Source organism: Mycobacterium sp. TKK-01-0059 (assembly GCF_000709305.1).
In the GTDB taxonomy this organism is placed as follows: Bacteria; Actinomycetota; Actinomycetes; order Mycobacteriales; family Mycobacteriaceae; genus Mycobacterium; species Mycobacterium intracellulare.
Window position 1 is genome coordinate 2,612,726 of record NZ_KL446993.1, and the last position, 23,993, is coordinate 2,636,718.

A 23,993-nucleotide genomic window follows, 5' to 3' on the forward strand; every position below is an offset into this window, starting at 1 on the left:
AGCCTTGGGAGCAATCGACGAGCTGTGGCGCTACGACGGCCGCCGGGCGGTGGTGACCGGATGCGCCTCGGGCATCGGGGAATACGTGGTGCGTCAGCTCACCGATCTGGGGGCCGACGTCGTCGGGCTGGATAAGCGCCGGCCCGACTTCGGGATCGGCGGTTTCCACGAGGTCGACCTGGCCGATCCGGCATCGATCGATCGCGCGGTGGCGTCCATCGACGGGCCGGTCGATGCGCTGTTCAACATCGCCGGCGTCTCTTCGGGTGTGGGCAACCCGCCGTTGATCGTCACGATCAACTTCTTGGGGTTACGCCATCTCACCGAGGCGCTCATCCCGAAGATGACCGCAGGGTCGTCCATCGTCAGCGTGTCCTCGCTCGCGGCGGCCGCCTACCGTGAGCACCTGCGCGAGGTGGCGCCGTTGCTCGACACGGCGACCATGCAGGAGGGGATCGACTGGTGCGATCGACACCGCGAAGCGCTGGGCAACGGCTACCAACTGTCCAAGGAGGCCATCATCCTGTACACCATGCGCAGCGCAACGCCGCTGGGCGGCAGGGGGATCCGTATCAACTGCACCGGGCCGGGGGTCACCGAGACACCGATCCTGGACCAGCTTCGTACCGCATACGGCCAGGGCTTCCTCGACGACATCCCCAAGCCGCTGGGACGCGTGTCCGAACCGGCGGAGCAGGCGGCGGTGCTGCTCTTCCTGAATAGCCGTGCGGCCAGTTATATTTCGGGTCAGGTTGTATGGGTAGACGGCGGAAACGTGGGCGCCGCGATAGCTCGTGAACTCGAGGAAGGGCGTGCTTCGTGGCCAGTGTGACCGACTTTCGCCGGGCTGCGCGCGATGTCAGCAACTGGGGCCGCTGGGGTGACGACGACGAGCTCGGCACGCTGAACTTCATCACCTCCGAAAAGATCGCACAGGCCGCAAGCCTGGTCCGGCGCGGCAGGGTCTTTCCACTCGGGGTGGACTTCGGTGCGTCGGGCCCACAGGGCGCCTTCGAATATCGGCACAACCCGGTCCATATCATGACCATCGATGGCGGAGACGCGAAGACGCTGGCCCGGTACGGGCCGGGGTGGGCGAGCAACCCGATAGCCCAACAGCTCAGCAGTTACCTGGGCGACGACAATCCGTTCCGCTTCAACGACGACCTGATCATCATGCCGCTACAGGCGGCAAGTCAGTGGGACGCGCTGTCGCACGTCTACTACGACGAGCAGCTCTACAACGGCTTCCGAGCGGATTCGGTGACCAGCATGGGAGCCGTGCATTGCGGAATAGACAAGGTCGACGGCAAGGGCATTACTTCGCGAGGCGTGCTGCTGGATCTGGTCCGCCACCGGAATGCGGAAGTCTTTCTCGAGCAGGGGAATCCGATCACACCCGAAGAATTAGACGATGCCGCGCGCGCGCAGGGCGTGCGGATCGAACGCGGTGACATCGTGCTGATCCGGACCGGCTGGTGGACGAGGTTCGCGCAGACCGGGGACAAGACCGAACCCTTCTCCGGACTGGACTGGAGCTGCGCCTCGTGGCTGCACGACCACGAGGTCGCCGCGGTCGCGGCCGACAACCTCCAGGTCGAGGACCTGGTCTCGGGAGTAGAGGGCGTGTTCCTGCCCCTGCATCTGCTCTGCCTGCGCGACATGGGAATGATGTTCGGCGAGTACTGGGATCTCACCGCGCTGGCCGAGGACTGCGCCGCCGATGGCGTCTACGAATTCCAGCTCATCGCCCCGCCGCTGAGAGTCGTTGGGGCAGTAGGATCGCCGGTCAACCCGATCGCGATCAAATGATGGACGTTCAGCGCAAAACCTTGTCGGTGGACGGCCTTTCCACCGGTTACCTGGAAGCCGGCGAGGGCGAGCCGGTGGTGCTCCTGCACGGCGGTGAGTTCGGCGCGAGTGCCGAACTCGGTTGGGAACGCAACATTTCCGCGCTCGCCGCACGCTACCGGGTGCTGGCCCCGGACATGCTGGGGTACGGAAGTTCGGCCAAGGTGATCGACTTCGTCGACGGGCGCGGCATGCGGATCCGGCACGTCGCCCGGTTTTGCGAATCGCTCGGGGTCGGCTCGGCGCACTTCGTCGGCAATTCGATGGGCGCCATCAACCTGCTCACCGACAGCACGTCGGAGACGCCGCTGCTGCCGGTCCGGAGCCTGGTGATCATCTGCGGCGGCGGCGAAATCCAGCAGAACCAGCATTTCGAGGCGCTGCAGAACTATGACGCCACGTTGCCGGCCATGCGCCGCATCGTCGAAGCCCTGTTTTCCGACCCCGCCTATGCCGACGACGAGGACTACGTGCGGCGCCGTCACGAGTCGAGCACCGCGCCGGGGGCATGGGAGGCCATCGCCGCGGCCAGGTTCCGCCGCCCCGGCGCCACGCCGTCCTCCGCCCCGTCCAGCGTGCGGGCCTACGAACGCATCGGCGTGCCAACGCTTGTCGTCGAGGGCGGCGACGACAAGCTCCTGCCCAGCGGCTGGGCGGCCCAGATCGCCAAGCAGATCGACGGAGCCCGTTCGGTGGTGGTCGACGACGCCGGGCACTGCCCGCAGATCGAGCAATCGTCGGTGGTCAACCGGTTGCTGACCGAATTCTTGGGCAGCCTCTGAATCGTCAGAAGACGTAGTCCAGGCGCGTCTCCATCCCGGCGACCTGGTGATAGGTGTTGTGGCAGTGCATCAGCCACGTGCCGGGGTTATCGGCAACGAGAACGGCGGCGAGCTTCTGTTTGGGCAGCACGATGACGGTGTCCTTGCGGGCGCCCGGGCTGCCGTCGGGCTTGATCACCTGGAATGTGTGCCCGTGCAGGTGAATCGGGTGGTACATCGTCGTGGTGTTGTCGAAGGTGATGGTGGGCCGCTGGCCCTGTTGCACGCGCAGCGGGCTCGTCTTGCCGAAGGGCTGCCCGTTGATCGTCCAGTTGTACTGCATCATGTTGCCACCCAGCACGACCGGGAGATTGAGGTTCGGATCGGGGCGCCCAAGGTTGACCGGTGTTGTAGCGGTGAACATTTCGACGGTGCCCACGCGCTTGGTGAGTTCGCCGGGCTGCAGTTGCGGGTCGGGCGCGCTGCCCGCCCCCGTGGCCAGCAATGCCCGCGCCAGAGCGTTTTTGCCCTCCGCGACGGCGACGAGTGGGAAGACACCGTCCGCGGCGGTCACAAGGACGTCGTAGCGTTCGGCCATGCCGATGAGCAGGGCGTCGACCGCAGCGGGCACCACGGGGTAGCCGTCGGTGTGGGTCACCGTCATCGAATGGCCGGCCAGCGCGACCCGGAAGGTGGTGTCGGAGGCGGCGTTGATGAAGCGGATCCGTATCCGCTGGCCAGGCTTCGCGTTGAACGTCATGGGGGAGGCGGGAATTCGGCCGTTGATCAGGTAGTGGGGGTAGGTGATGTCTCCGGCGTCGCCACCGAGGAGGTCGCTGCTGCCGGCACTTCCCGCCGTGGGCCCGGGCCCGCCGGGCGCCGGGCTTGTCGAAGTCGTCGGGCTGGTCTCGGTCGTACTCGCTTCGCTCGCCGGCGTGGTGGTCGGGGTCGTCTCGGATGTGGCGGGCATGGGCGACTTGTTCGGGTTGCTCAGATCGCCGTAGAGCTGCTGGGGGCTCTTGCCGACGCCGTCGGTCCAATCGTCGAGGACGACAATCCATTCGGCGTCGTAATTGCCCTCGGTCGGGTCGTCGACGATGACCGGCAGGTACAGCCCGGTGTCCTCGTCCAGGCCGGTGTGCGGATGTGCCCAGTAGGTGCCCGAGTTGGGCACGGAGAACCGGTAAGTGAAGTCGTGGCCGGCCGCGATGTTGGGCGTGGCGGGCTCGGCGCCGTCCATGTCGTTGCGCACGGCGATACCGTGCCAATGCACCGACGTCGGATGATCGAGCCGGTTTTTCACCGTCACCACGACTTGGTCACCGATGCTGGCGCGGAGCACCGGACCGGGGATGGAATCGCCGAAGGCCAGCGTGCGGACGACCGGTCCGCCCAGGTCGATCTGCACCTGCTGGGACGTCAGGGTGGCGGTGACGGTCCGGCCGCTGTGCGGCCGGGCGGCCTCGGCCGCATCGACGGCGGCGGCCATCCTGGCACTGCCCGACGGCTCGGGTTTGGTTTGGCTGCACGCCGTCAGCGCCAACCCGCCGGCGATGCCCGCGGCCATGAAACCGCGCCTGGTGAGCCGGGTTCGGTCGAAGGTTACGTCGCTGGTGGGTTGCCCGGGCAATGAATGCTCCTCGTCGTTGCGCAACTACCCACCGTAGAGCGAACGCCGGCGAAAAGTCCGCAACAACTCGACGTTGACCGCCGCGGCGATCAAACCGCGGCGCCGCCGCCGTCGACGTGCAGGGTCGAGCCGGTGATGAAGCTGGAGCGAGGGGAGCTCAGGAAGAGCACCGCTTCGGCGATCTCGGACGGGAAGGCGGTGCGCCCCAGTGGCAGGGCCCGCCCGAGCTCCTCGTTGACGTCGCCCCATTCCGCCGCCACCCCGGGGGTGCGGGTGGGCCCCGGCGCCACGCTGTTCACCCGCACCCCGGCCCCTCCGAATTCGGCGGCCCAGGTGCGGGTGAGCGATTCCACCGCGGCCTTGGAGGCGCTGTAGCCCGACGCACCGGGAATTCCCTTGAAGGCGGCCATGGTCGTGATGTTGACGATGCTGCCGCGGCCGCGGTTGAGCATTCCCGGGACCAGGCCGGCAACCAGAAAGTACGCGCCGCGCACGTTGGTGTCGAACATCGTCTCGAACGCCGACATCCCCTGCTCCACCGTCAATGCCGACGGAAAGCTGCCGGCGTTGTTGACGATGATGTCGACCTCACCGCACTGCTGCACAAGCGAATTCACCGAATCGATATCGGCCATGTCGGTCTGGATGAACCGTGCCTTCGGGCCGATGACCTCCACCGCGTGCGCTCCCCTGGCCGGATCGCGGCCCGAGACGATGACGGTGGCGCCTTCGCTGGCGAACAGCCGAGCCGATTCCAGTCCAATGCCCGCCGTCCCGCCGGTGATCACCGCGGTGTGGTCCATCAGCTCCATCGGACCGCCTCCTCCAGCCGTTACTCGGCGTTGCTGGGCGCCTGCGAGGCCAGCCAGTCGCCGAACCGGGTGGGGTAGATGGTCACTTCTTCGCCCTCGACGGGAACGATCATGCGCTCGTCGAGGACCGCGCCGTAATACTGCGCATCCGGGTCGGTCACCACGCGGCGGGCATCGCCGGTCGCGGCGAACCGGGTCCGGATGAAGTCGTCCATGCCCTGCTTTTCGGGTCCGGCGATGTTGATCACCCCGTTGACCGGCTCACCGATCGCGGCGCGGGCGACGGCCGTGGCCACATCCGCGGCGGCGATCGGCTGGAACGCCCCATGCGGCGCCCGGACCGTGTCACCCTCGGTCATCGAATCCGCAATGCCCGCAACGAATTCGAAGAACTGAGTGGCCCGCACGATGGTGTAGGGGGCTCCGGATTCCACGATCACCTTTTCCTGAGCGATCTTGGCCCGCATGTAACCACTTGCGGCCGCGCGGTCGGCTCCCACGATCGAGAGCGCGACGTGGTGCTGCACGCCCGCGGCCCGCTCCGCCTCGAGAAGGTTGCGGGTGGAGGTGGTGAAGAAGTTCAGCACGTCGTCATCTGCCCACGACGGCGAGTTGGAGACGTCCACCACCGCCTGGACACCGGCGACGGCCTCGGCGACCCCCTCACCGGTCACGGTGTTGACGCCCGTGCTCGGTGACGCCGGGACGGCTTCGTGTTCCTGCTCGGTGAGCAGGGTGACAACCTGTGATCCGATCAACCCACTGCCACCGATTACCAAAACCTTCATGACCACGCCTTTCACGCTTCCCGACGAACTGGCCTCTTCAGCATGGCCCGCGCGCTGGTCCGGGGGAACCCTGGAAAGTCCGTAGTCATGCCGAACTCAGGGGGCCAAACTCCTTGGCCAAGCCGCGCAGTTGCCGGCGGGAGGTGATGCCGAGCTTGGCGAACACCTTGCGCAGGTGCCATTCGACGGTGTGGCTGCTGATGAACAATTGCGCGGCGATCTCGGGGTTGGTCAGGCCCTCACCGGCCAGCCGGGCGATCTGGGCCTCCTGCGCCGTCAGCTCGCCGCCGGAGGCGTTTCCCGTTTTCCCGGACCGCTTGTTCACTTTCTCGCCGGTGGCCAGCAGCTCGCGGCGGGCTCGCGCGGCGAACGCGCCGGCTCCCATCCGGGTGAACATCTCGTGGGCGGTACCCAACTGGGAGCGCGCGTCGATCCGGCGGTTGCAACGGCGCAGCCACTCCCCGTAGGACAGGTGCGCGCGGGCCAGCTGGACGGCGATGCGCGTCCGCGCGAGCTTGTCGATCGCCTCGAGGTGGCAGGCCTCCGCGTCGCGGTCGGAGGCCAGCAGCGCCTTGGACCGAAGGAAAACCCCGTCGGCCCAATCTGTTCGGGCGCTGAGCGCCCGGACTTCCAGTTGGCGCAGGGCGTCGCGGGCCGCGTCGGTTTGGCCGCTTCGCGCGGCGGCTTCGACGAGTTCGATCAGGCACCACCCGAACAGGCCCAGGTCCTCGTATTCGCATGCCGTGCGGGCCGCCGCGAAGGCATCGTCGTAGCGGCACAGGCCGTTGTAGAGGACGGCGCCGCAATACCCGGTCAATCCGACGACTCGCCCTTCGCCCCTTGCCATCCCGTCCGCGGCGGCCTGCTCGATCAGGGCGGTCGCGACGTCCTCGTTGCCGCGCCACGCGGCCAACAGCACCGAGTGGTATTTGACCGGGACATAACCGGTGGCGGCCGAGATCGCCTTGGCCTCCTCGATGAGTTGAGACGCCGTCGCGAATTCGCCCGCCTGCACGTGCACTCCGGCGCGGTAGACCAGGGCGTGCGGTAACACGGCGAGTGCGCCCGCACCGCGCGCGAGCCGAACGGCGTGGGTGGCCAGACGGTGCCATACCTCGTCGTCCCACAGCTCGTGGACGGCGGATTCCTGGACGACGGGGAAGGCCTGCCAGAACCAGTGCAGCACATCGTCGCCGCGCTCTGCTTCGTCCTGGATGCGGGCCAGCGCGTCGCGCAGCGCCGTCACGCTCGGGACTTGCCCGGCCGTGGCCCGCAACGCGATGCCGTCCAGCAGAAGGTCGACCGGACGCGCGGGTTGCGGCCCGGGCGGCGCGGCGCGGGCCGCTTCGGCGACCAGGTGAATGCCGCCGTGCGGGCAGAGACGGCCGCCGAACATCGCCGCCCCCAAGGCTTCTAGGTACGTTTCGCGGGAATGCGCGCCGTCAAGTCTCTCCAGCCCGCGGGCGGCATCGAGCAAACCGATGGCGGCGTCGGAGACCGTTGGCGCGTCGGCGGCACCGCTGCGGCTTCGGGCGAAGACGATCTGCGCGCGCAACCGGGCGGCACGGGCCTGCTGCAACTCGTCCAGCGACGCGCCCTCGGCGACCGTGATCAGCTCGTCCGCCGCGTCGAAGGCGGCCGCGTCGCGTTTGGCCTGAGCGGCCGCGAGCGCCCGCGTTCCCCGGCGGGACGGCTCGGCGCTCAATTGGGTCGCCCGTTCCAAGAAGGCGGCCGCGGCGGCGACGCCGCCCCGGGCCTGGGCGCGGTCGGCGGAGCGCTCCAGCGCGGCGGCAACGGATTCGTCCGGGCCGTGGGCCGCGATGGCCAGATGCCATGCGCGGCGGTCGGGATCACTTCGCCTGTCGGTCGCCTCGGCCAGCGCGCGATGGATCCGTCGGCGCTCGATCAGGTCCGCCGTGCGGTATGCGGCCGAGCGCACCAGGGGATGGCGGAACCGCACCCGGGTCCCCACGTCGATCAACCCGGCCGCTTCCGCATCGGCCGCCGCGTCCGGCGGAAGGCCCAAATGCTCGGCGGCGCGCAGCAATAGCGCGGCGTCGCCCACCGGCTCCGCGGCGGCGGTCGTCAACAGGCGCTGGGTGTGGTCGGGAAGCGAGCGGATCCGCCGCAGGAATGTCTGCTCGATCTGTCCCGCCAGCGGTCGCACGTCCGGGCGCTGGAAGCCGCCCGCCAGCTCCGCGCCGGTCAGGCCCCGCGGCAGCTCCAGCAGAGCCAACGGATTGCCCCGCGTTTCCGCCACGATGCGATCGCGCACCTGGTCGTCCAGCCGGCCGAGGATGACCGAATCCAGCAACGCCCGGGCGTCGCCCGGTTCGAGCCCGCCGAGCGTCAATTCGGGCAGCCCGCTCAGCTCATCGGTGTCCAACGCCACGGCACCGTCGCGCATCGCGAAGACCATCGCCGCCGGCTCGGCGATCAGGCGGCGGGCGACGAACGCCAACGTCTGGGCCGAGATACGGTCAATCCACTGCGCATCGTCGACCAGGACGATCAAGGGCTGCGACTCCGTCGCCGCGCCGATCAAACTGAGCACCGCCAACCCGACCAGGAAGCGCTCCGGTGCCCGTCCGGCGCTTCGCCCGAAGGCGATCTCCAGGGCGTCGCGTTGCGGAGCCGGTAAGCGGTCGGAGAAGTCGAGCAGCGGCACGCAGAGTTGCTGCAGCGCGGCGAACGGTAGCTCCATCTCGGACTCCACACCCGCCACCCGCGCCACGCGAAATCCTGAAGCGCGCTCGGAGACGAAGTCCAACAATGCGGTCTTGCCGATGCCCGCTTCCCCCCGCAATACCAGGACCCGGCTTTGGCCCGCGCGGGCGTCCGACACCAGGCGTTCGAGCGCCGCGCATTCCGCGCTCCGGCCGCGCAAAGGTTGCGCCTGCTGAACTTTCACCCACACCGCCGCGTCCGAAGGATTTGCTGTACGACCTTACCGATGGCGCGCGTCGCCGGGGCGACGAGCACCCGGCCCGCACAGTCTTAAATCAACTGCTTGACTTAACGCTGAGGGCCCCGATTAACTCGTCAGGTGGTTAACGAACTTGATGGCAAGGTCGCCATCGTCACCGGCGGCGCGTCCGGCATCGGCCGGGGCCTCGTGGAGCGGTTTGCGGCCGAGGGCGCACGCGTCGTCATCGCCGACGTCGAGGCCGACCGGGGCGAGGCGCTGGCGGCGTCGCTGGGCGACAATGCCCTCTTCCAGCCGACGGATGTCTCCGACCCCGAACAGGTCGGCGCGCTGGTCTCCGCTGCCGTCGCGAAGTTCGGTGGCCTGCACGTGATGGTCAACAACGCCGGAATCTCGAGCCCCCTGCGGAAGTTGCTCGACGACGACCTGACCGATTTCCATCGGGTGATGGGGGTCAACGTGCTGGGCGTCATGGCGGGCACCCGAGATGCCGCGCGGCACATGGCCGAACATGGCGGCGGATCCATCATCAACATCACCTCGATCGGCGGGATCCAGGCCGGCGGCGGCGTGATGATCTACCGCGCGTCCAAGGCGGCGGTCATCCAGTTCACCAAGTCCGCGGCAATCGAGTTGGCGTACCACGAGATTCGGGTCAACGCCATCGCGCCGGGCAGCATCCCCACGCCGATCTTGGGGAAGTCGGCGGCCGGCATGGACCCCGAACAGCTCGAGCAGTTCGAGGCGCGGATTCGCCAGGGGATGCGCGATGACCGCCCGCTGAAGCGCGACGGCACGCCCGATGACGTCGCCGAGGCCGCGCTGTATTTCGCGACCGACCGGTCGCGCTACGTCACCGGGACCGTGTTGCCCGTCGACGGCGGAACGGTGGCGGGCAAGGTCATTCGGCCCAAGAAGGGTGGGGGATAGGGCGGGGACGTCCGTCGGCGTCGCGACGGATCAGGCCTTGGTCCGCGAAGGAGGACAGCCAGCCCTCCATCGGCCACCAGCCCCAACGCCCATAGAAGATCTCGGCGTTGCGCAGTATGTCCTCGAGGTGGTCGACGGGGGGATCGGCGACCGCATGGTGCTGGTGGAATGCGTGGGCCCCGCCGACCCAGCGCATCGGAACTTGGCGTGCCGCCGCGCATTGCGCGAAGTCCGTGTCCTCTCCGCCGTAGCCGCGGTACCGCTCGCAGAATCCCCCGATCCGCTGCCACGTAGGGACTTTCACCGCGAAAGACAGCGACCAGAACAGCGCATAGTCCGTCGTGGAGAGGACGGCGCCGTCCCGCGGTGCGGGCCGAGCACGATGCGGGTCGGGATTCGACCGCACCTCGGAGATCACGTAGCCGCCCGGCCCGGGTGGTGGCAAATACGTGACCGGGCCATTCAGGATCGCGTCCGCGTGTTCGGATCTGCCTGCGACTCCGTGGTAGCGGTCGAGCAACTCCGCGCCGGGAATGCAATCGACGTCGAGAAAAACCAAGAGCTCGGCGGCATTTCGTATCGCCGCGGCCGCTCCCACGTTGCGTCCCATCGCCACCGGCAACGGGCGGGCGGCCTCGCACTCAACCACCAGCGCCGGCGCCTTCAGCTCGCTTACCAGGGCGGCGACGGTGGGGTCACCGAGCGCCACCACGATGTGCAGGTCCGCCCGCAGTGTGCTGCTGGCGAGGCCTTCGAGCTGCCGCCGCAGGTGGTCGCCCCTGCCGTGCACGACGGTGATGACGGCGGTGCGCACTACGTGCCTTGCCTACAACGGCGGGCCGTCGACTCGATGGCTTCGGCGGCACGGTCGGCCGCCCCATCCACTTCCCACCGTCGCCACCGTCGCGGATCGGTCGCCATGGTGGCGGTCAGCAGCGCCGGCCACGCCCGTGGGTCGGGCATGCCGTGCGTGACCACCGCAAGCTGGTGGCGCTTGAGCATCCGGGCCGTCGCGTGTTGCTCATCGAAGGGCCGCGACTGCGGGAGGACCAAAGCGGGACGTCTCGCCGCGGCGACATCAGCAATGCAGCTCTGACCCGCGTGGGTGACGACGACATCCGCCCCGCGGATCTCGGGCCACGGGTCATGTTTCCACGCACCGGCCTTGCCGCCGAGCGTCGTCCATGACCGGACCGAATCCGCTGCGGCACAGTCCTGCAGCGAGGTTCCGAATGCGCCGCCGGCCCCGCCCAATACGACGACGCGCGTCTCGTTCAACGGCCGTGCCGATGACTCGGGCTCGCCGCCGCGACGATCGCGGCCCTCGAAGCGGCTGATGCCACCGACGTAGCTGGTCTTGTCCTCCCACTGCCGCAGCCATGACGGCACACACAACGCGCGCGGCCAGGCCGCCACGATGTGATCGGCGAGGCGATGCACCAGCACATGCGGGGCGTCCACGCGGCTGCCGGGCAACGCCACGACGATCACCGGTACGCCGAGCAACCGGATGAACAGCGCCACTTCCACCGATACGTCGACAACGACGGCCTCGGGCCGCGCGTCGGACACCCACTCCGCGATCTGGTTCATCCGGGCGCTCAGCCCGGGGTCGTGGTGGGGCGCCCAATGCAGCGCGCCGTGTGCGGTGGCCTCGCGTGGCTGCGGTCCCTCGTCATCGCGCGGTAACCTCATGACCTCCGAAAACGGGTGGGGCTCCGGCACATCCAGCGATGTCATGGCTGTCACCGGGCGGCGCATCCGTGCGCAGACGCTCATGGCCCGCGCCAGATGCCCGAACCCGTGGTGGTGAATGTAGTACCCGATCATGTTGCCTGCCCGCGAAGTCGTCGATCATTTCTCGGTACACATTGGTGTAGGCGGTCACCATCGCTTCGGCCGAACACTGGCGAATGGCGTGCTCGCGCACCCGCTTTCGCGGTAGCGCGAGCACCGTGCCGATGGCGTCCGCCATGGCGGCGACGTCACCGGCGACGATGAGTCGCCCCGACGCCGCGCTGATGAGTTCGGGGATGCCACCGAGCGCGAACGCTACGACGGGGGTGCCGCACGACATCGCTTCGGCGACGACAAGGCCGTACGGCTCGTCCCAGGTCGGGGTGACAAGCGCCGCTGCGGCGTGGTTGACCACGTGGGCCAGTCGCCGCTGGTCCAGATGGCCCGCATACCGGACGTCTCCCCGAAGGTGGGGCTCAATGTGGCGGAGAAAGTACTGCTGGTCGGAGATCGGACCGGCGAGGACCAACGGTCTGCGCGCCCGTTGGGCCGCGGCGATCGCCAGATGGGGTGCCTTCTCCGGGGTGATCCGGCCAAACCACACCAAAGACGGCCCACCCGGGCCGAGGGGCCACTGGCCCGTATGAATGCCGTTGGGAATCACGGTGATATCTCCGGTGAGGCCTCGCCACGCCGCAGCGGTGTGTCGGGAGACCGCCGCAAAGCGGGTCCCCTGCCCGGTGGCGGCACCGATCGCCGACTCGAGCCAGGGCGTCGGCGGCGTGTGCACCGTGGTGAGCATCGGGGTGGACAACGCCGAGGCCATCGCCACCGGAAGGTAATGCAGGCTGTGGTTGTGGATGATGTCGAACTGTTGGCTCCCGGGCCCCGCCAACCACAACATCAACGATAGGTACGCGTGATGATCGGCCATGAAATCTGCCGGGGGCATCGACACGTCGCGGCGCGCCGCGTCCGACAGATGCAACGGGCGCACGTCGAGCGTCTGACAGTTCAAACCGGGATCCGAACCCGCCGCGGCGAACAGCGACACCCGATAGCCGCGGGATGCGAGCGCGCGGGTCAGGTGGCAGACGTGCGCTTCGAGGCCCCCGGCGAACGGTTGGCGAATCGGATGGCGGGTCGAGGCGATCAGCGCCACGCGCAGTGGCTCCGTCATCGCAGGACGCTCGCGTAGATGGCACGATGCGCCGCGGCGAGCTCTCGCCTTTCGGCGAGCCGCGCCACCCAGTCCGCCCGGGGGGCGGGGCAGCCGGCGGCCCAACGCGCGTGTGCCCGGTGGATCGCACCGCACAGCGACACGGGATCCAAGCCCTGGTCACCGAAACCGAAAACACCGCACGGGCGTTGCTGGTGATAGAAGCCGCAGCTGGGCGCCACCACGGCGGTTCCGAGATCGTAGCTCGCCTCGAGCCAGCCCGAATGGGTGCCGAACCGGTAGGGCAGTACGGACACCGTCAGCGAAGCGAGATAATCCCAGAATTCGTCGTCCGAGAAGTACGGGTGCACCCGGACCTGCACATGCTCGTGGGAGTCGTAGGCCAGCAGTGCCGCGCCGGTCGACGGTGCGAACCAGTGATTGTCGGGATCGAAGATCTCGTCGTGGACGTCGACCTGCAGGATCGCGTCGGGCAGGGACGACACGATCGCCGCGAGCGCGTCCACGACGGGCAACGGGTCCATGTTGGCGCGCAAACTCTTGGCGTGCAGGCCGACGACGAATCGCTCGCCGCGGGCGCGGGGCCTCTCGATCCACTCCTTTTCGAGCACGTGCGGGTGCGGCAACACGCGGGCCCGCCGCCCCCAGTTTCGCCAAATCAGCTGTGCGGCACCGGGCGTCAACGTTATCAGCTCGTCGGCGGCGGAAATCAGGACGTCCTGCTGGGCGGCGTGGGCCTCGGGTTCCGGGTGATGTGGATTGCGCAGATCGTGCACCGTGTACACCAGCGGCTTGTTGTGCTTTTTGAGTTCTTCGACGACTCCGGCCAAATCCTCCGGAGTGACGGCGTCGAACCCGAAGTGGATGTGGAACACGTCGAATCGTGAGTGGTTGTCGCTGACCCAGCCCGGCTCCAACATCAGCGGCGGCCACCAGCCTCCCGGCACGGTGCGGCCATCCGCCGGCGCCGGATCATCCAGGCGCACAACACAATCCGAGTACGGATTGCCGAGGTGGCGGACGTAGACGTGCGACGCCGGCACCGAAGCTACGCGCAACAAACTCAAGGCCCCTTCTCAAAATCTGTAGGGGCAGCCGCGCATCCTGGCGGCACCGTCCCGTCTGTCGAGAAGCAGAACCGTCCCTGCTGACTGAAGGACGCTGCGAAGCTGCAATACCCGCAACACGCGGGGCCAAACTCGGACACGCGACCGTAAGCCCGCGCCCGGGCCGCTTGTGTCGGCGGCGTCCCGCTCCGAGGTCGGCTGCGGATTAAATCAAGCGCTTGACTTAACGGCCTGCGGCGGGTTGACTGGGCCGATGACCACCGTCGGCCGGACCGTGCGCACCGAGCGGGCCAGCTCCACTCAAGAGGCGATCTTGGTGGCCGCCGAGCGGCTCTACGCCGAGCACGGCATGTTCGCGGTGTCCAACCGACAAGTCAGCGAGGCTGCCGGCCAGGGCAACAACGCCGCGGTCGGCTACCACTTCGGCACCAAGGCCGACCTGGTGCGCGCGATCGAGCACAAGCACCGCGGACCCGTCGAACAGCTCCGCGAGCGGATGGTCGACGAGCTGTTGGCCTCCGGCGCCGCCGACGGCCGGGACGCCGAACTGCGCAACTGGGTGGCCTGCCTGGTGCGCCCGCTCACCGATCACCTCGAGGAGCTCGGAAATCCGACGTGGTACGCGCGGTTCGCGGCGCAGGCGATGACCGACCCCGCCTACTACAACATCATCGTCAAGGGCGCGCTCAGCTCGCCCTCGCTGGTTCAGGTCGTCGACGGCATCAACCGGTGTCTGCCCGAGCTGCCGGCCGAGGTGCACTTCGAACGCAACATCATGGCCCGAAACCTGTTGATGCACACCTGCGCCGACCGTGAACGCGCGCTTGTCGCGGGAACGTTGACGTCCCATCGTTCCTGGCGCGCTGCGGCGTCCGGGCTCATCGACGCGATCGTGGGCCTGTGGCTGGCGCCCGTGACGGCGTACGAGTGAGGGGTTTGAAGATGAAAGTGACTGTTGACCAAGATGTTTGCGCCTCGTCCGGGAACTGCGTCATGAATGCGCCCGAAGTGTTCGACCAGCGCGACGACGACGGCGTGGTCGTCCTACTCAATCCCAGTCCTACGGCCGACCAGGCCGAAGGTGCGAGGCGGGCGGCGGCCGCCTGTCCCGCCCTGGCCATCCACATCGAGGAATAGAGATGTCAGACATTCTGACGAGTGCCACCACAGAGCAGACCGCCGACATTCCGGACTATCCGATGGCCAGGGAGCCGCGCTGCCCGTTCGCCCCGCCGCCGGACGTCATGGCGCTGGCCGAGTCCCGGCCGCTGTCTCGGGTGCGGATCTGGGATGGCAGTACGCCGTGGCTCATCACCGGCTACGAGCAAGTGCGCGAGCTGTTCTCGGATTCGCGGGTCAGCGTCGACGACCGGGTGCCCGGCTTCCCGCACTGGAACGAAGGCATGTTGTCGACCGTGCACAAGCGGCCCCGGTCGGTGTTCACCTCCGACGGCGAGGAGCACACCCGGTTCCGGCGGATGCTGTCCAAGCCCTTCACGTTCCGGCGGGTGGAGGGTCTGCGGCCGACGATCCAGCAGATCACCGACGACCACATCGACACGATGCTGGCCGGCCCGCAGCCCGCGGATGTCGTTGCCGCCATTGCGCTTCCGGTTCCGTCGCTGGTGATCAGCCAATTGCTGGGCGTGCCTTACGAGGACGCCGAGATGTTCCAGCACCACGCCAACGTTGGCCTCGCGCGCTTCGCCGCCGCCGAGGACACCATGAAGGGTGCGATGAGCCTGCACAAGTACCTGGCTCAGCTGGTGGAAGCCAAGATGGAAAACCCTGCGGAAGACGCGGTTTCCGACCTGGCCGAGCGGGTCAAGGCCGGCGAGCTCAGCGTCAAGGAAGCCGCGCAGCTGGGCACCGGATTGCTGATCGCCGGGCACGAGACGACCGCGAACATGATCGGGCTCGGAGTGCTTGCGCTGCTGGTGAATCCGGACCAGGCCGCCGTCATCCGCGATGCCGAGGACCCGAAGATTCTCGCCAACGCGGTGGAGGAATTGCTGCGCTACCTCAGCATCATCCAAAACGGACAGCGCCGTGTTGCCGTGGAAGACATTCATATCGGTGGCGAGACCATTCGTGCAAACGAGGGCATCATCATCGACCTGGCACCGGCTAACTGGGATGCGCAGGCCTTCGCCGAACCCGATCGCCTGTACCTGCATCGCTCGGGAGCCGATCGCAATGTGGCCTTCGGCTACGGCCGCCACCAGTGCGTGGGCCAGCAGTTGGCGCGGGCGGAACTGCAGATCGTGTTCCAGACCCTGCTGCGCCGCGTCCCGACGATGGAACTGGCCGTGCCGATCGAAGAAGTCCCGTTCAAGCATGACCGCCTCGCCTACGGCGTCTACGAACTGCCGGTGACCTGGTAGCCCAGCTCGCTGCCTTTGAAAAACTGCCGACAACAGCGGATCCGAATGGAGGGTCAACGATGACGACTCAAGCAAGCACGCTCTACCCGCCCGGAGGCTATGGCGCTCCGAAGGACCGGCGCGGCCACGCCGCCGGCAGCGATGTGGGCCTGCCCGCGGGGACCGTGGTCTTCTCGGCGGACAACCACATCTCGCTCGCCGATGACATCTTCTACCAACGCTTCCCGGAAGACCTGAAGGACAAGGCGCCGCGGATCTGGTACGAGGAGGGCGCCTACCAGGTCGGCCGCAAGGGACAGTCGTTCCTGCCGGGTGATTTCAGCGCGGTCCTGATGCAGTACGACGACCTGCCCGGCGCCGCCAGCACCAACATCGAGGCCCGGATTCAGGAATTGCATGACGACGGGGTCGAGAAGGAACTGGCTTTTCCCAACGCGGTGCTGGCGCTGTTCCACTACCCGGACAAGCAACTTCGCGAGCTTGCCTTCCGCATCTACAACGAATACATCGCTGAGTTGCAGGAGCGCTCCGGCGGCCACTTCTACGGGGCGGGCCTGATCAACTGGTGGGACCCTCGGGGGACCCGCAAGACCCTCGACGAGCTGAAGTCCCTGGGACTCAAGACGTTCCTACTACCGCTCAACCCGGGCAAGGACGACGAGGGCAACATCATCGACTACGGCAGTACCGCGATGAAACCGGTCTGGGACGAGATCGAGGCCGCCGGCCTGCCGGTGACCCACCACATCGGCGAGACCCCGCCGAAGACCCCGTGTCAGTTCAACAGCGTGGTGGTCGGCATGATGATCAACGTCGACGGCTTCCGCGAGCAGTTCGCCAAATATCTCTTCACCGGAATTCTCGACGATCATCCCGGGCTGCGGATCGGCTGGTTCGAGGGCGGAATTGCCTGGGTGCCATGGGCTTTGCAGGACGCCGAACACCTGGTCGCGTCCTATCAGCACATGTTCAACCGGCCGCTGCAGCACGATGTGCGCTACTACTGGGACACCCACATGAGCGCGTCGTTCATGGTCGACCCCCTGGGCCTGCAGCTGATCGACCAGATCGGGGTGGACAGGGTGATGTGGTCCAGCGACTACCCGCACAACGAAAGCACCTATGGCTACTCGGAGAAGTCGCTGAAGGCCGTTGTCGACGCCGTCGGTCCGGCGAACGCGAAGAAGATCGTCAGCGACAACATCACAACGTTCTTGGGCCTGTAGTGAAGACACTCGCAGACCTGGGCACCAGCAGCGGCAACGGACTGGTGATTCCCGAAACACCCGACCTGGCGCGCCTGCGCCGCGAGACGGGAGCGCGGCTGCGGTCGGCGATGACCGAACGCGGCGTCGACGCGATGATCCTGCTCGGCAACAACGCCGTCGTCTACGCCACCGGCGCAAGTTGGCCACTGGGCGACGCCGGACTGTCCTATGTCGAGCGCCCGGTGGCCGTGGTGCTCGCTGACGACGAATGGCCGCACCTGTTCCTCCCGTTCCGGGAGGGGGCCGCACAGGAGTCGGATCTGCCCGCCGACCACCTGCACGGGCCGGTCTATCTCGAATTCGACGAGGGCGTAGCCCATTTCGCGCGGACACTCGCCGAGCTGATCCCGGCCAAATCGGTGGTCGCTGTTGACGAATGCACGGGGGCGATGTCACGCGCCGCGAACGTCCTGTTCCCGAACGGGGCCCCGGTCGACGCCGCGGCCGTCGTCAGCGCGGCCAAGTCGGTCAAGACCCCGGACGAATTGTCGTGCATGCGCACCGCCATCCGGATCACCGACGAGGCCATGGTCGAGGTGCAGAAGCGGCTGGCGCCCGGGATACGCCAGATCGATTTGTCGGCAAGCTTTTTGCGACGCGCCTTCGAGCTGGGCGCCACGGCCAGCATGCTCGAACCGATCTGGCAGGTGATGCCGCCCAGCAAGGCCGAGGGCGTGTGGACCACGCACGGCGACCTGGCGTTGCCGCTGCTGAGCACCGAGCGCGAGCTGGCCGAGGGCGATGTGCTGTGGACCGATGTCAGCATCACCTACCAGGGCTACTGCTCGGACTTCGGACGTACCTGGATCGTCGGGCGGGACCCCTCCACGCGCCAACAGGCGCAGTTCGACACCTGGTTCGAGATCATGACCGCCGTCCTGGGTGTCGCCAAGGCCGGCGCCACCGCGGCGGACCTCGGCCGGGCCGCGATCAAGGCCAACGGCGGCACCAAGCCCTGGCTGCCACACTTCTACCTGGGCCACGGCATCGGCGTCAATGCCGCCGAAATGCCGATGATCGGAACGGATCTCGGCCAGGAGTTCGACGAGAATTTCGTTCTTCAATCCGGGATGGTGCTGGTTTTGGAGCCCGTGGTGTGGGAGGACGGCACCGGCGGCTACCGCAGCGAAGAGGTCCTGGTGATCACCGAGGAAGGCTGGATCCGTTTGACCGACTACCCCTATGACCCCTATGGGAACTGAAGTCCTGCCCGACGAGCGCGCGCTACGCTCGGGGCGTCGCCAGCGAGCGCTCGACCAGATGGCCGCGCACGACCTCGATGTCCTGGTCCTCGGCCGGCAAGCCAATGTCCGTTACGTCACCGGCGCGCCGCAGCTTTGGGTCGCCGGCACCCGGCCGTTCGGTCCGACCTGCGTGGTGGTCCGGGAGACCCGTGCCGTGCACCTCCTCAGCACGTGGGACGAGGGCGTGCCCGACGACATCCCCCACGAGAACCTCTACGGCATCTCGTGGAACCCGGTGAACACCATGTCGGCGCTGCAGCGCATCGACGGTGCGGCCGATGCGAGGCGCGTCGGAACCGACGCGCTCTCACCGGTTTTCGCGCAGCTGCTGCCGACCGCATTCCCCAACGCCCAGCTGATCGATGGCGAGCTCGCTATGCGGGCGGCACGCCGCGTCAAGACGGCGGAAGAGATCGCCGCGGTGCGGGAGTCCGTCGCGGTGGCCGAATCGGCCCTGGCGGCCGCAGTCGCGGAATTGCGGCCCGGGGTGAGCGAACAAGCGCTGGCCGGCGTCGTGTTGGAGGCCTCGGCGGCCGGCGGCGTGAGCACGCCGTCGAATCAAGACGTCGCGTGGGCGACCTCGCGCACGCACCCGTGGCGGCGCGCCGACAGCGGTGACCGTGTTCAAGGCCGCATCCGGGACGGCGATCTGGTGGCGTTCTCCGCGGGAGTCCTGGCCGGCGGGTACGTCGGCGAGGTGGGACGCACCTGGCCGGCCGGCAAGAAGCAGGTTCCCGGCGGCGCCGCGGCCCTGTATCGGCGCTGGCACAGCCTGTGGGACAGGCTGATCGGGGCCTGTCGGCCCGGCGCCGGCGCGGCCGAGCTGATGGCCGCGTACCACGCCGCGCGGGAGCCGGACCCACCGATGCCGGTCGCCCGTGGCCTGGGCATGGGGTTCGACCCACCCGTCGTCTCCAAGCATCTGCCCGCCACCGCGGCCGGCGAACGTCTGGAACCGGGGATGGTGCTCGCCGTGACGGGTTATGTCTGGGAAGAAGGAGTCGGCGCGGTATTCGGGCGAGAAGCGGTCCTGATCACCGCCGACGGTCCGGAAGTGCTCACCGCCAGCCCGTTCTGGCAGCCCTAGCGATGACCGATCCCGCAGAGCCACCGGCCGACGAGATCATCCGGTACGACAAAGACGCCGAGACGCGGATCGCCACGATCACGTTCGACCGCCCGGATTACCTCAACGCGCCGACGATCGCCGCGCGCCTGCGCTACGCGGATCTGTTGCACCGCGCCGGCATTGACGACGACGTCAAGGTCCTGGTGGTCCGCGGAGCCGGCGACGACATCGGCTCGGGTGCGGACCTGGTCGAGGTGATGCGGGTCCGTGCCGCGGCCGACCAAGGGCCGCGGCTCGCCGAATACCGGATCGGTGCCCAGGAGGTCAGGCACCCGCCGGAGGGCTCGTTTCGCAACGGCGCCACGCTCGGTCAGTGGTATGCCAATCCGAATTCCGGCATCCGCGGCCTGCAGGATTTCAAGAAGATCAGCATCCTCGAAGCCAAGGGCTACTGCTACGGCTGGCACTTCTACCAGGCCGCCGACGCGGACCTGGTGATCGCCAGCGACGACTCCCTGTTCGGGCATCCGTCGTTCCGGTATTACGGCTGGGGCCCCCGCATGTGGTGGTGGGCGCAGACCATGGGCATCCGCAAATTCCAGGAAATGGTGTTCACCGGACGGGCTTTCACCGCCGCCGAGATGTACGACTGCAACTTCCTCAACAGCGTGGTGCCCAGGGACCAACTCGAGGCGGAGGTCGAGAAGTACGCCTTGGCCTGCGCCCGCAACCGCCCCACCGACACCGTCTTCATGCAGAAGGTCTTCTTCGAGATCATGAAGCAGTTCCAGGGCGAGTATCTGGGCAGCATGCTCAGCGGTGTCTTCGAGTCGATGGGCGCCATGGTTCGCCCGGATGTCGGTGACGAGATGACGCTCGCTGACGCCATGGAACAGGGACTGGGTGATGCGGTCAAAGACAACGACGGCAAGTTTCCCGCCGAGTGGCGCCTGAGCAAGAAAGCCCGCAAAAAAGCCAAAGCGAAGAAAAAGAACTCGTGACGCCATCCCGGGTCGAACCGCCACTGACCGGCTATACGGTGATCGATCTGTCCACCGGCATAGCGGGTGCCTACTGCACCAAGTTGCTCTGCGACGGTGGCGCCGATGTTGTGAAAGTCGAGCCGCCGCAAGGAGATCCGCTGCGCAAATGGTCTGCCTCGGGCGCGCCCATCGCGCCCGGCGACGACGGCGCGTTGTTCGGCTTCCTGGCCGGTGCAAAACACAGCGTCATCGCCGACCCCTCCGACGAGGACGACGCCGAGCTGGTGAACCGGCTCCTGGCCTCCGCGGACGCGGTGGTCTGGTCCGCCGGTTCGGCCGTGGCCGAGCACCCGGCCTTTGCGCCGCGCGCCATCCACCGGCGGCACCCGCACCTGACCGTCACGGCGATCACGCCGTTCGGGCTGGAAGGCCCCTGGCGTGACCGCGCCGCAACGGAATTCACGCTGCAGGCGTGGTCGGGAGGAATCGTCGGGCTCGGCCGCGGCGAGCAGGAGCGCCCGCCCGTCTTCGTCGGCGGTCAGGTCGGCGAGTACCTGGCCGGAGCCTACGCGAGCGCGGCCACCCTGGCGTCGCGATGGCGCCGCTTCGACGGCGGGCCAGGGGAACTGCTGGACCTGTCGATGCTCGAGACGCAGATCCTGTGCCTCACCTATTACCCGGTGTCGTACTTCGAGGTGCTCGGGCGGCCGTGGCGGGACATGCGACGGCCGACGATTCCGGGCGTGGCTCAGGCGAAAGACGGACTGGTGGACCTCGGCTGCGGGACCGCGCAGCAGTGGTTCGACTTGTGCGCGATGGTGGGCCACCCGGAGTGGATCGACGAGGAATCGCCGCTGTCGATCACGGAGCAGGCCAACATCCACGCCGAGGAGCTCTTCGACTGGCTGGCCCACACCACGGTCGCCGAAATCCGGGAACTCGCTTCGGCGTTCCGTATTCCCAACGCGCCGGTAGCCAACGGCGCCAACGTCACGTCGTTCGATCAGTTCGTGGAACGCGGTTCGTTCGTCCGCAATCCGCGCGACGGCTACCGGCAGCCGGGGCACCCCTACCGGATGCGGCCGGCGCAGTTGCGCGGACCGCGTCCGGCGCCGCGGTTGGGGGCGCACACCGAGCATTACCGGGCCGCGAACCTCCCCGCCCGCCCCGCACCGACGGGCGTGGCAAAAGCGCTGCCACTCAGCGGTATCCGAGTGCTGGACATGACGACATTCTGGGCGGGACCCTGCGCCACGCACCTTATGGCGATGCTCGGCGCCGAGGTCATCCACGTCGAATCGACGCGACGGCCGGACGGCACGCGGCTGATCGCCGGCGTGCCGGTCACCGAGGAGCAATGGTGGGAGAAGTCGCCGATCTTCGAGGCGCTGAACACCAACAAGAAGGGTCTGACGCTGGACCTGCAGAGCCCGCGCGGCAGGGAGTTGCTGCGCCGGCTCATCGCCACGTGCGACGTCGTCGTGGAAAACTTCACCCCCCGGGTGCTGGACCAGATCGGGCTGGATTTCGCGACGGTTCAATCGATTCGGCCCGACGTGGTGATGGTGCGGATGCCCGGCTTCGGCCTCGAAGGGCCATGGCGTGACAATCCCGCCTTCGCCTACGTCATCGAAGCCGCCGCCGGAGTCAGTTGGCTCACCGGCTACCCCGACCGCACACCCTATGACCCGTATTCGATCGGTGACCCCAATGCCGGTGTGCACGCGGCCAACGCCCTGCTACTGGCGCTGGAGCATCGCCGCCGAACCGGTGAGGGCGTGTTCGTCGAAGCGGCAATGGTTGACGCGGCCCTGAGCATCTCGGCCGAGCAGGTCATCGAGTACTCGGCGTACGGGGCGCTGCTCGAGCGCGCCGGCAACCGTGGACCGGCGGCCGCACCGCAGAACCTCTACCTCAGCGCGGATATCGACGAATTCGGCCGGCTCGACAGCTGGGTCGCCATCGCCGTGGCCACCGACGATCAGTGGGTGAAGCTGTGTCGCGCAATCGGATCTCCCTCCTGGGCAACCGATCCCGGGCTGACGACGCACGCCGGCCGCAGTGAGCACCACGATCTGATCGACGAACAACTCGCAGCCTGGTGCCAACGGCGCAGCCGCGACGAGATCGTCGCAACCCTGTGGGACGCCGGAGTGCCGGTGGCCAAGGTCATGCAACCGCATCGTCAAACCGAGCTGGAGCAGTTGGCGTTCCGCGGCTTCTTCGAAGAGGTCGACCACCCGGTCAACGGTCCGGCTAGGCTCAGCACCGTGCCGATGAGATGCTCAGCCGGGCCCGACAAGTTCCACACCGAGCACGCGCCGCTGCTCGGGCAGCACAACCGCGAGCTGCTGGCCGGGCTCGGGTTGTCCGACGCCGAGATCGCAGGCCTGGAATCCGACGGTGTCATCGGCCGCGCGCCGGCGATGCACGGCTGATCGACGATGGCGATCGCCCCCTCGAACATCCTGCTGACCGGCCGCGTCGCGGTGGTGACCGGCGGGGGCGCGGGCATCGGCCGCGGCATCGCGGCCGGAATGACGGCCTTCGGCGCCCGGGTGGCGATCTGGGAGCGCGACGCCCAAACCTGCGCACAGGCGGCCGAATCCATCTGCGGCCTGGGGATCGTCACCGATGTCCGAGACGGCGGCCAGGTGGATGCCGCGCTGGAACGCACCATCGCGGAACTCGGCACGCCGACGATCCTGGTGAACAACGCCGGCGGCGTGTTCTCCTCGCCGTTGCTGGAAACGAGCGAAAACGGTTGGGACGCGCTCTATCGCGCCAACCTGCGCCACGTGCTGCTGTGCAGCCAGCGCGTCGCCCGGAAGATGGTGTCCGAGGGCCTGCCCGGCAGCATCGTCTCGCTGACCTCGATCGAGGGCGTGCGCGCGGCGCCGGGCTACGCCGCCTACGCGGCCGCCAAGGCCGGTGTCATCAACTACACCAAGACCGCGGCGCTGGAGTTGGCGCCGCACGGGATCCGGGTCAACGCGATAGCCCCCGACATCACGCTCACCGAGGGGCTCGCGCAGCTCGGCGGCGAGGCCGCCACGAGCGCCATGCGCGACATGGTGCCGCTGGGCCGTCCCGGCCATGTCGACGAAATCGCCAGCGCGGCAGTATTTCTGGCCTCCGACATGGCGGCCTATCTGACCGGCCAGACGCTGCACATCGACGGCGGCACCCAGGCCTCCAGCGGGTGGTATCACGACCCGCGGACCGGCGACTACCGGCTGGGCCCGCCGACCTAGCGCGACGACGATGCGGCCTGGAACAGGCCGCTGAGAAGTCGGGCCATTCGACCTAGCGCGACGACGATGGGGCATGGAACAGGCCGCTGAGAAGTCGGGCCATTCGACC

General features: G+C 67.9%; 21 protein-coding genes. 13 read left to right on the forward strand and 8 right to left on the reverse strand.

What is annotated here, in order from left to right:
• Positions 1-4 precede the first annotated feature (4 nt).
• From K883_RS12695 to K883_RS12705, 3 genes are read left to right on the forward strand one after another with little or no spacing between them, the layout of a single operon-like run.
• Positions 5-832 (forward strand): coniferyl-alcohol dehydrogenase, encoded by an 828-nt coding sequence (locus K883_RS12695; protein ID WP_086426962.1) that lies wholly within the window; start codon positions 5-7, stop codon positions 830-832.
• Complete coding sequence (locus K883_RS12700; protein ID WP_036454624.1) at positions 820-1,812, forward strand: cyclase family protein; 993 nt, start codon at positions 820-822, stop codon at positions 1,810-1,812. Before K883_RS12695 ends, K883_RS12700 begins: the two co-directional genes overlap by 13 nt.
• A complete protein-coding gene (locus tag K883_RS12705; protein WP_008253616.1) occupies positions 1,812-2,633 on the forward strand; it encodes an alpha/beta fold hydrolase in 822 nt (273 codons plus the stop codon). The genes K883_RS12700 and K883_RS12705 overlap by 1 nt, the downstream gene beginning before the upstream one ends.
• A 4-nt stretch (positions 2,634-2,637) precedes the next feature.
• On the opposite strand, the gene K883_RS12710 is transcribed toward K883_RS12705, so the two are convergent.
• The 4 genes from K883_RS12710 to K883_RS12725 form a co-directional block, all read right to left on the reverse strand.
• Positions 2,638-4,242: a multicopper oxidase family protein gene (locus K883_RS12710; RefSeq protein ID WP_156035645.1), complete on the reverse strand. Its 1,605-nt coding sequence runs from the start codon at positions 4,240-4,242 to the stop codon at positions 2,638-2,640.
• An 89-nt stretch (positions 4,243-4,331) separates the two neighbouring features.
• The gene (locus tag K883_RS12715) at positions 4,332-5,054 is read right to left on the reverse strand and encodes an SDR family NAD(P)-dependent oxidoreductase (RefSeq protein WP_008253618.1); all 723 of its coding nucleotides are present in this window, start codon (positions 5,052-5,054) and stop codon (positions 4,332-4,334) included.
• 20 nt (positions 5,055-5,074) lie between these two features.
• Entirely contained in the window at positions 5,075-5,842 is a 768-nt protein-coding gene (locus K883_RS12720; RefSeq protein WP_036454628.1) for an SDR family oxidoreductase, read from the reverse strand.
• A gap of 85 nt (positions 5,843-5,927) precedes the next feature.
• A complete protein-coding gene (locus K883_RS12725; protein ID WP_036455455.1) occupies positions 5,928-8,687 on the reverse strand; it encodes a helix-turn-helix transcriptional regulator in 2,760 nt (919 codons plus the stop codon).
• A 201-nt stretch (positions 8,688-8,888) separates the two neighbouring features.
• Here K883_RS12725 and K883_RS12730 point away from each other — a divergent pair, with 201 nt between their 5' ends.
• Entirely contained in the window at positions 8,889-9,698 is an 810-nt protein-coding gene (locus K883_RS12730) for an SDR family NAD(P)-dependent oxidoreductase (protein WP_036454630.1), read from the forward strand.
• On the opposite strand, the gene K883_RS12735 is transcribed toward K883_RS12730, so the two are convergent.
• The 4 genes from K883_RS12735 to K883_RS12750 are packed head-to-tail and all read right to left on the reverse strand — an operon-like array spanning position 9,670 to position 13,658.
• Entirely contained in the window at positions 9,670-10,512 is an 843-nt protein-coding gene (locus K883_RS12735) for a glycosyltransferase family 2 protein (protein WP_008253625.1), read from the reverse strand. The genes K883_RS12730 and K883_RS12735 overlap by 29 nt on opposite strands.
• On the reverse strand, positions 10,512-11,393 hold the full coding sequence (locus tag K883_RS12740) for a glycosyltransferase (protein WP_036454632.1): 882 nt from the start codon (positions 11,391-11,393) through the stop codon (positions 10,512-10,514). The genes K883_RS12735 and K883_RS12740 overlap by 1 nt, the downstream gene beginning before the upstream one ends.
• On the reverse strand, positions 11,374-12,615 hold the full coding sequence (locus tag K883_RS12745; RefSeq protein WP_014710971.1) for a glycosyltransferase: 1,242 nt from the start codon (positions 12,613-12,615) through the stop codon (positions 11,374-11,376). Before K883_RS12745 ends, K883_RS12740 begins: the two co-directional genes overlap by 20 nt.
• On the reverse strand, positions 12,612-13,658 hold the full coding sequence (locus K883_RS12750; protein WP_080691142.1) for a glycosyltransferase: 1,047 nt from the start codon (positions 13,656-13,658) through the stop codon (positions 12,612-12,614). Before K883_RS12750 ends, K883_RS12745 begins: the two co-directional genes overlap by 4 nt.
• A gap of 277 nt (positions 13,659-13,935) precedes the next feature.
• Between K883_RS12750 and K883_RS12755 the strand changes: the two genes are divergently transcribed.
• The 9 genes from K883_RS12755 (at position 13,936) to K883_RS12795 (ending at position 23,884) form a co-directional block, all read left to right on the forward strand.
• Positions 13,936-14,613 carry a TetR/AcrR family transcriptional regulator gene (locus K883_RS12755; RefSeq protein ID WP_008253633.1) on the forward strand — a complete coding sequence of 226 codons (678 nt, stop codon included), beginning with the start codon at positions 13,936-13,938 and terminating at the stop codon, positions 14,611-14,613.
• Between the two features lie 11 nt (positions 14,614-14,624).
• The gene (locus tag K883_RS12760) at positions 14,625-14,819 is read left to right on the forward strand and encodes a ferredoxin (RefSeq protein WP_026071472.1); all 195 of its coding nucleotides are present in this window, start codon (positions 14,625-14,627) and stop codon (positions 14,817-14,819) included.
• Positions 14,820-14,821: 2 nt separating this feature from the next.
• Positions 14,822-16,066, forward strand: a complete 1,245-nt coding sequence (locus tag K883_RS12765; protein ID WP_020821614.1) for a cytochrome P450 — start codon at positions 14,822-14,824, stop codon at positions 16,064-16,066.
• A 164-nt stretch (positions 16,067-16,230) separates the two neighbouring features.
• A complete protein-coding gene (locus tag K883_RS12770; protein ID WP_170320577.1) occupies positions 16,231-17,292 on the forward strand; it encodes an amidohydrolase family protein in 1,062 nt (353 codons plus the stop codon).
• Entirely contained in the window at positions 17,292-18,536 is a 1,245-nt protein-coding gene (locus K883_RS12775) for a M24 family metallopeptidase (RefSeq protein ID WP_020821616.1), read from the forward strand. The genes K883_RS12770 and K883_RS12775 overlap by 1 nt, the downstream gene beginning before the upstream one ends.
• Positions 18,526-19,665 carry a M24 family metallopeptidase gene (locus K883_RS12780; RefSeq protein ID WP_020821617.1) on the forward strand — a complete coding sequence of 380 codons (1,140 nt, stop codon included), beginning with the start codon at positions 18,526-18,528 and terminating at the stop codon, positions 19,663-19,665. Before K883_RS12775 ends, K883_RS12780 begins: the two co-directional genes overlap by 11 nt.
• A 2-nt stretch (positions 19,666-19,667) precedes the next feature.
• Positions 19,668-20,648, forward strand: a complete 981-nt coding sequence (locus tag K883_RS12785; RefSeq protein WP_020821618.1) for an enoyl-CoA hydratase/isomerase family protein — start codon at positions 19,668-19,670, stop codon at positions 20,646-20,648.
• Positions 20,645-23,068 (forward strand): CaiB/BaiF CoA transferase family protein, encoded by a 2,424-nt coding sequence (locus tag K883_RS12790; RefSeq protein ID WP_020821619.1) that lies wholly within the window; start codon positions 20,645-20,647, stop codon positions 23,066-23,068. The genes K883_RS12785 and K883_RS12790 overlap by 4 nt, the downstream gene beginning before the upstream one ends.
• A 6-nt stretch (positions 23,069-23,074) precedes the next feature.
• Positions 23,075-23,884 carry an SDR family NAD(P)-dependent oxidoreductase gene (locus K883_RS12795; RefSeq protein ID WP_020821620.1) on the forward strand — a complete coding sequence of 270 codons (810 nt, stop codon included), beginning with the start codon at positions 23,075-23,077 and terminating at the stop codon, positions 23,882-23,884.
• Positions 23,885-23,993: the final 109 nt, after the last annotated feature.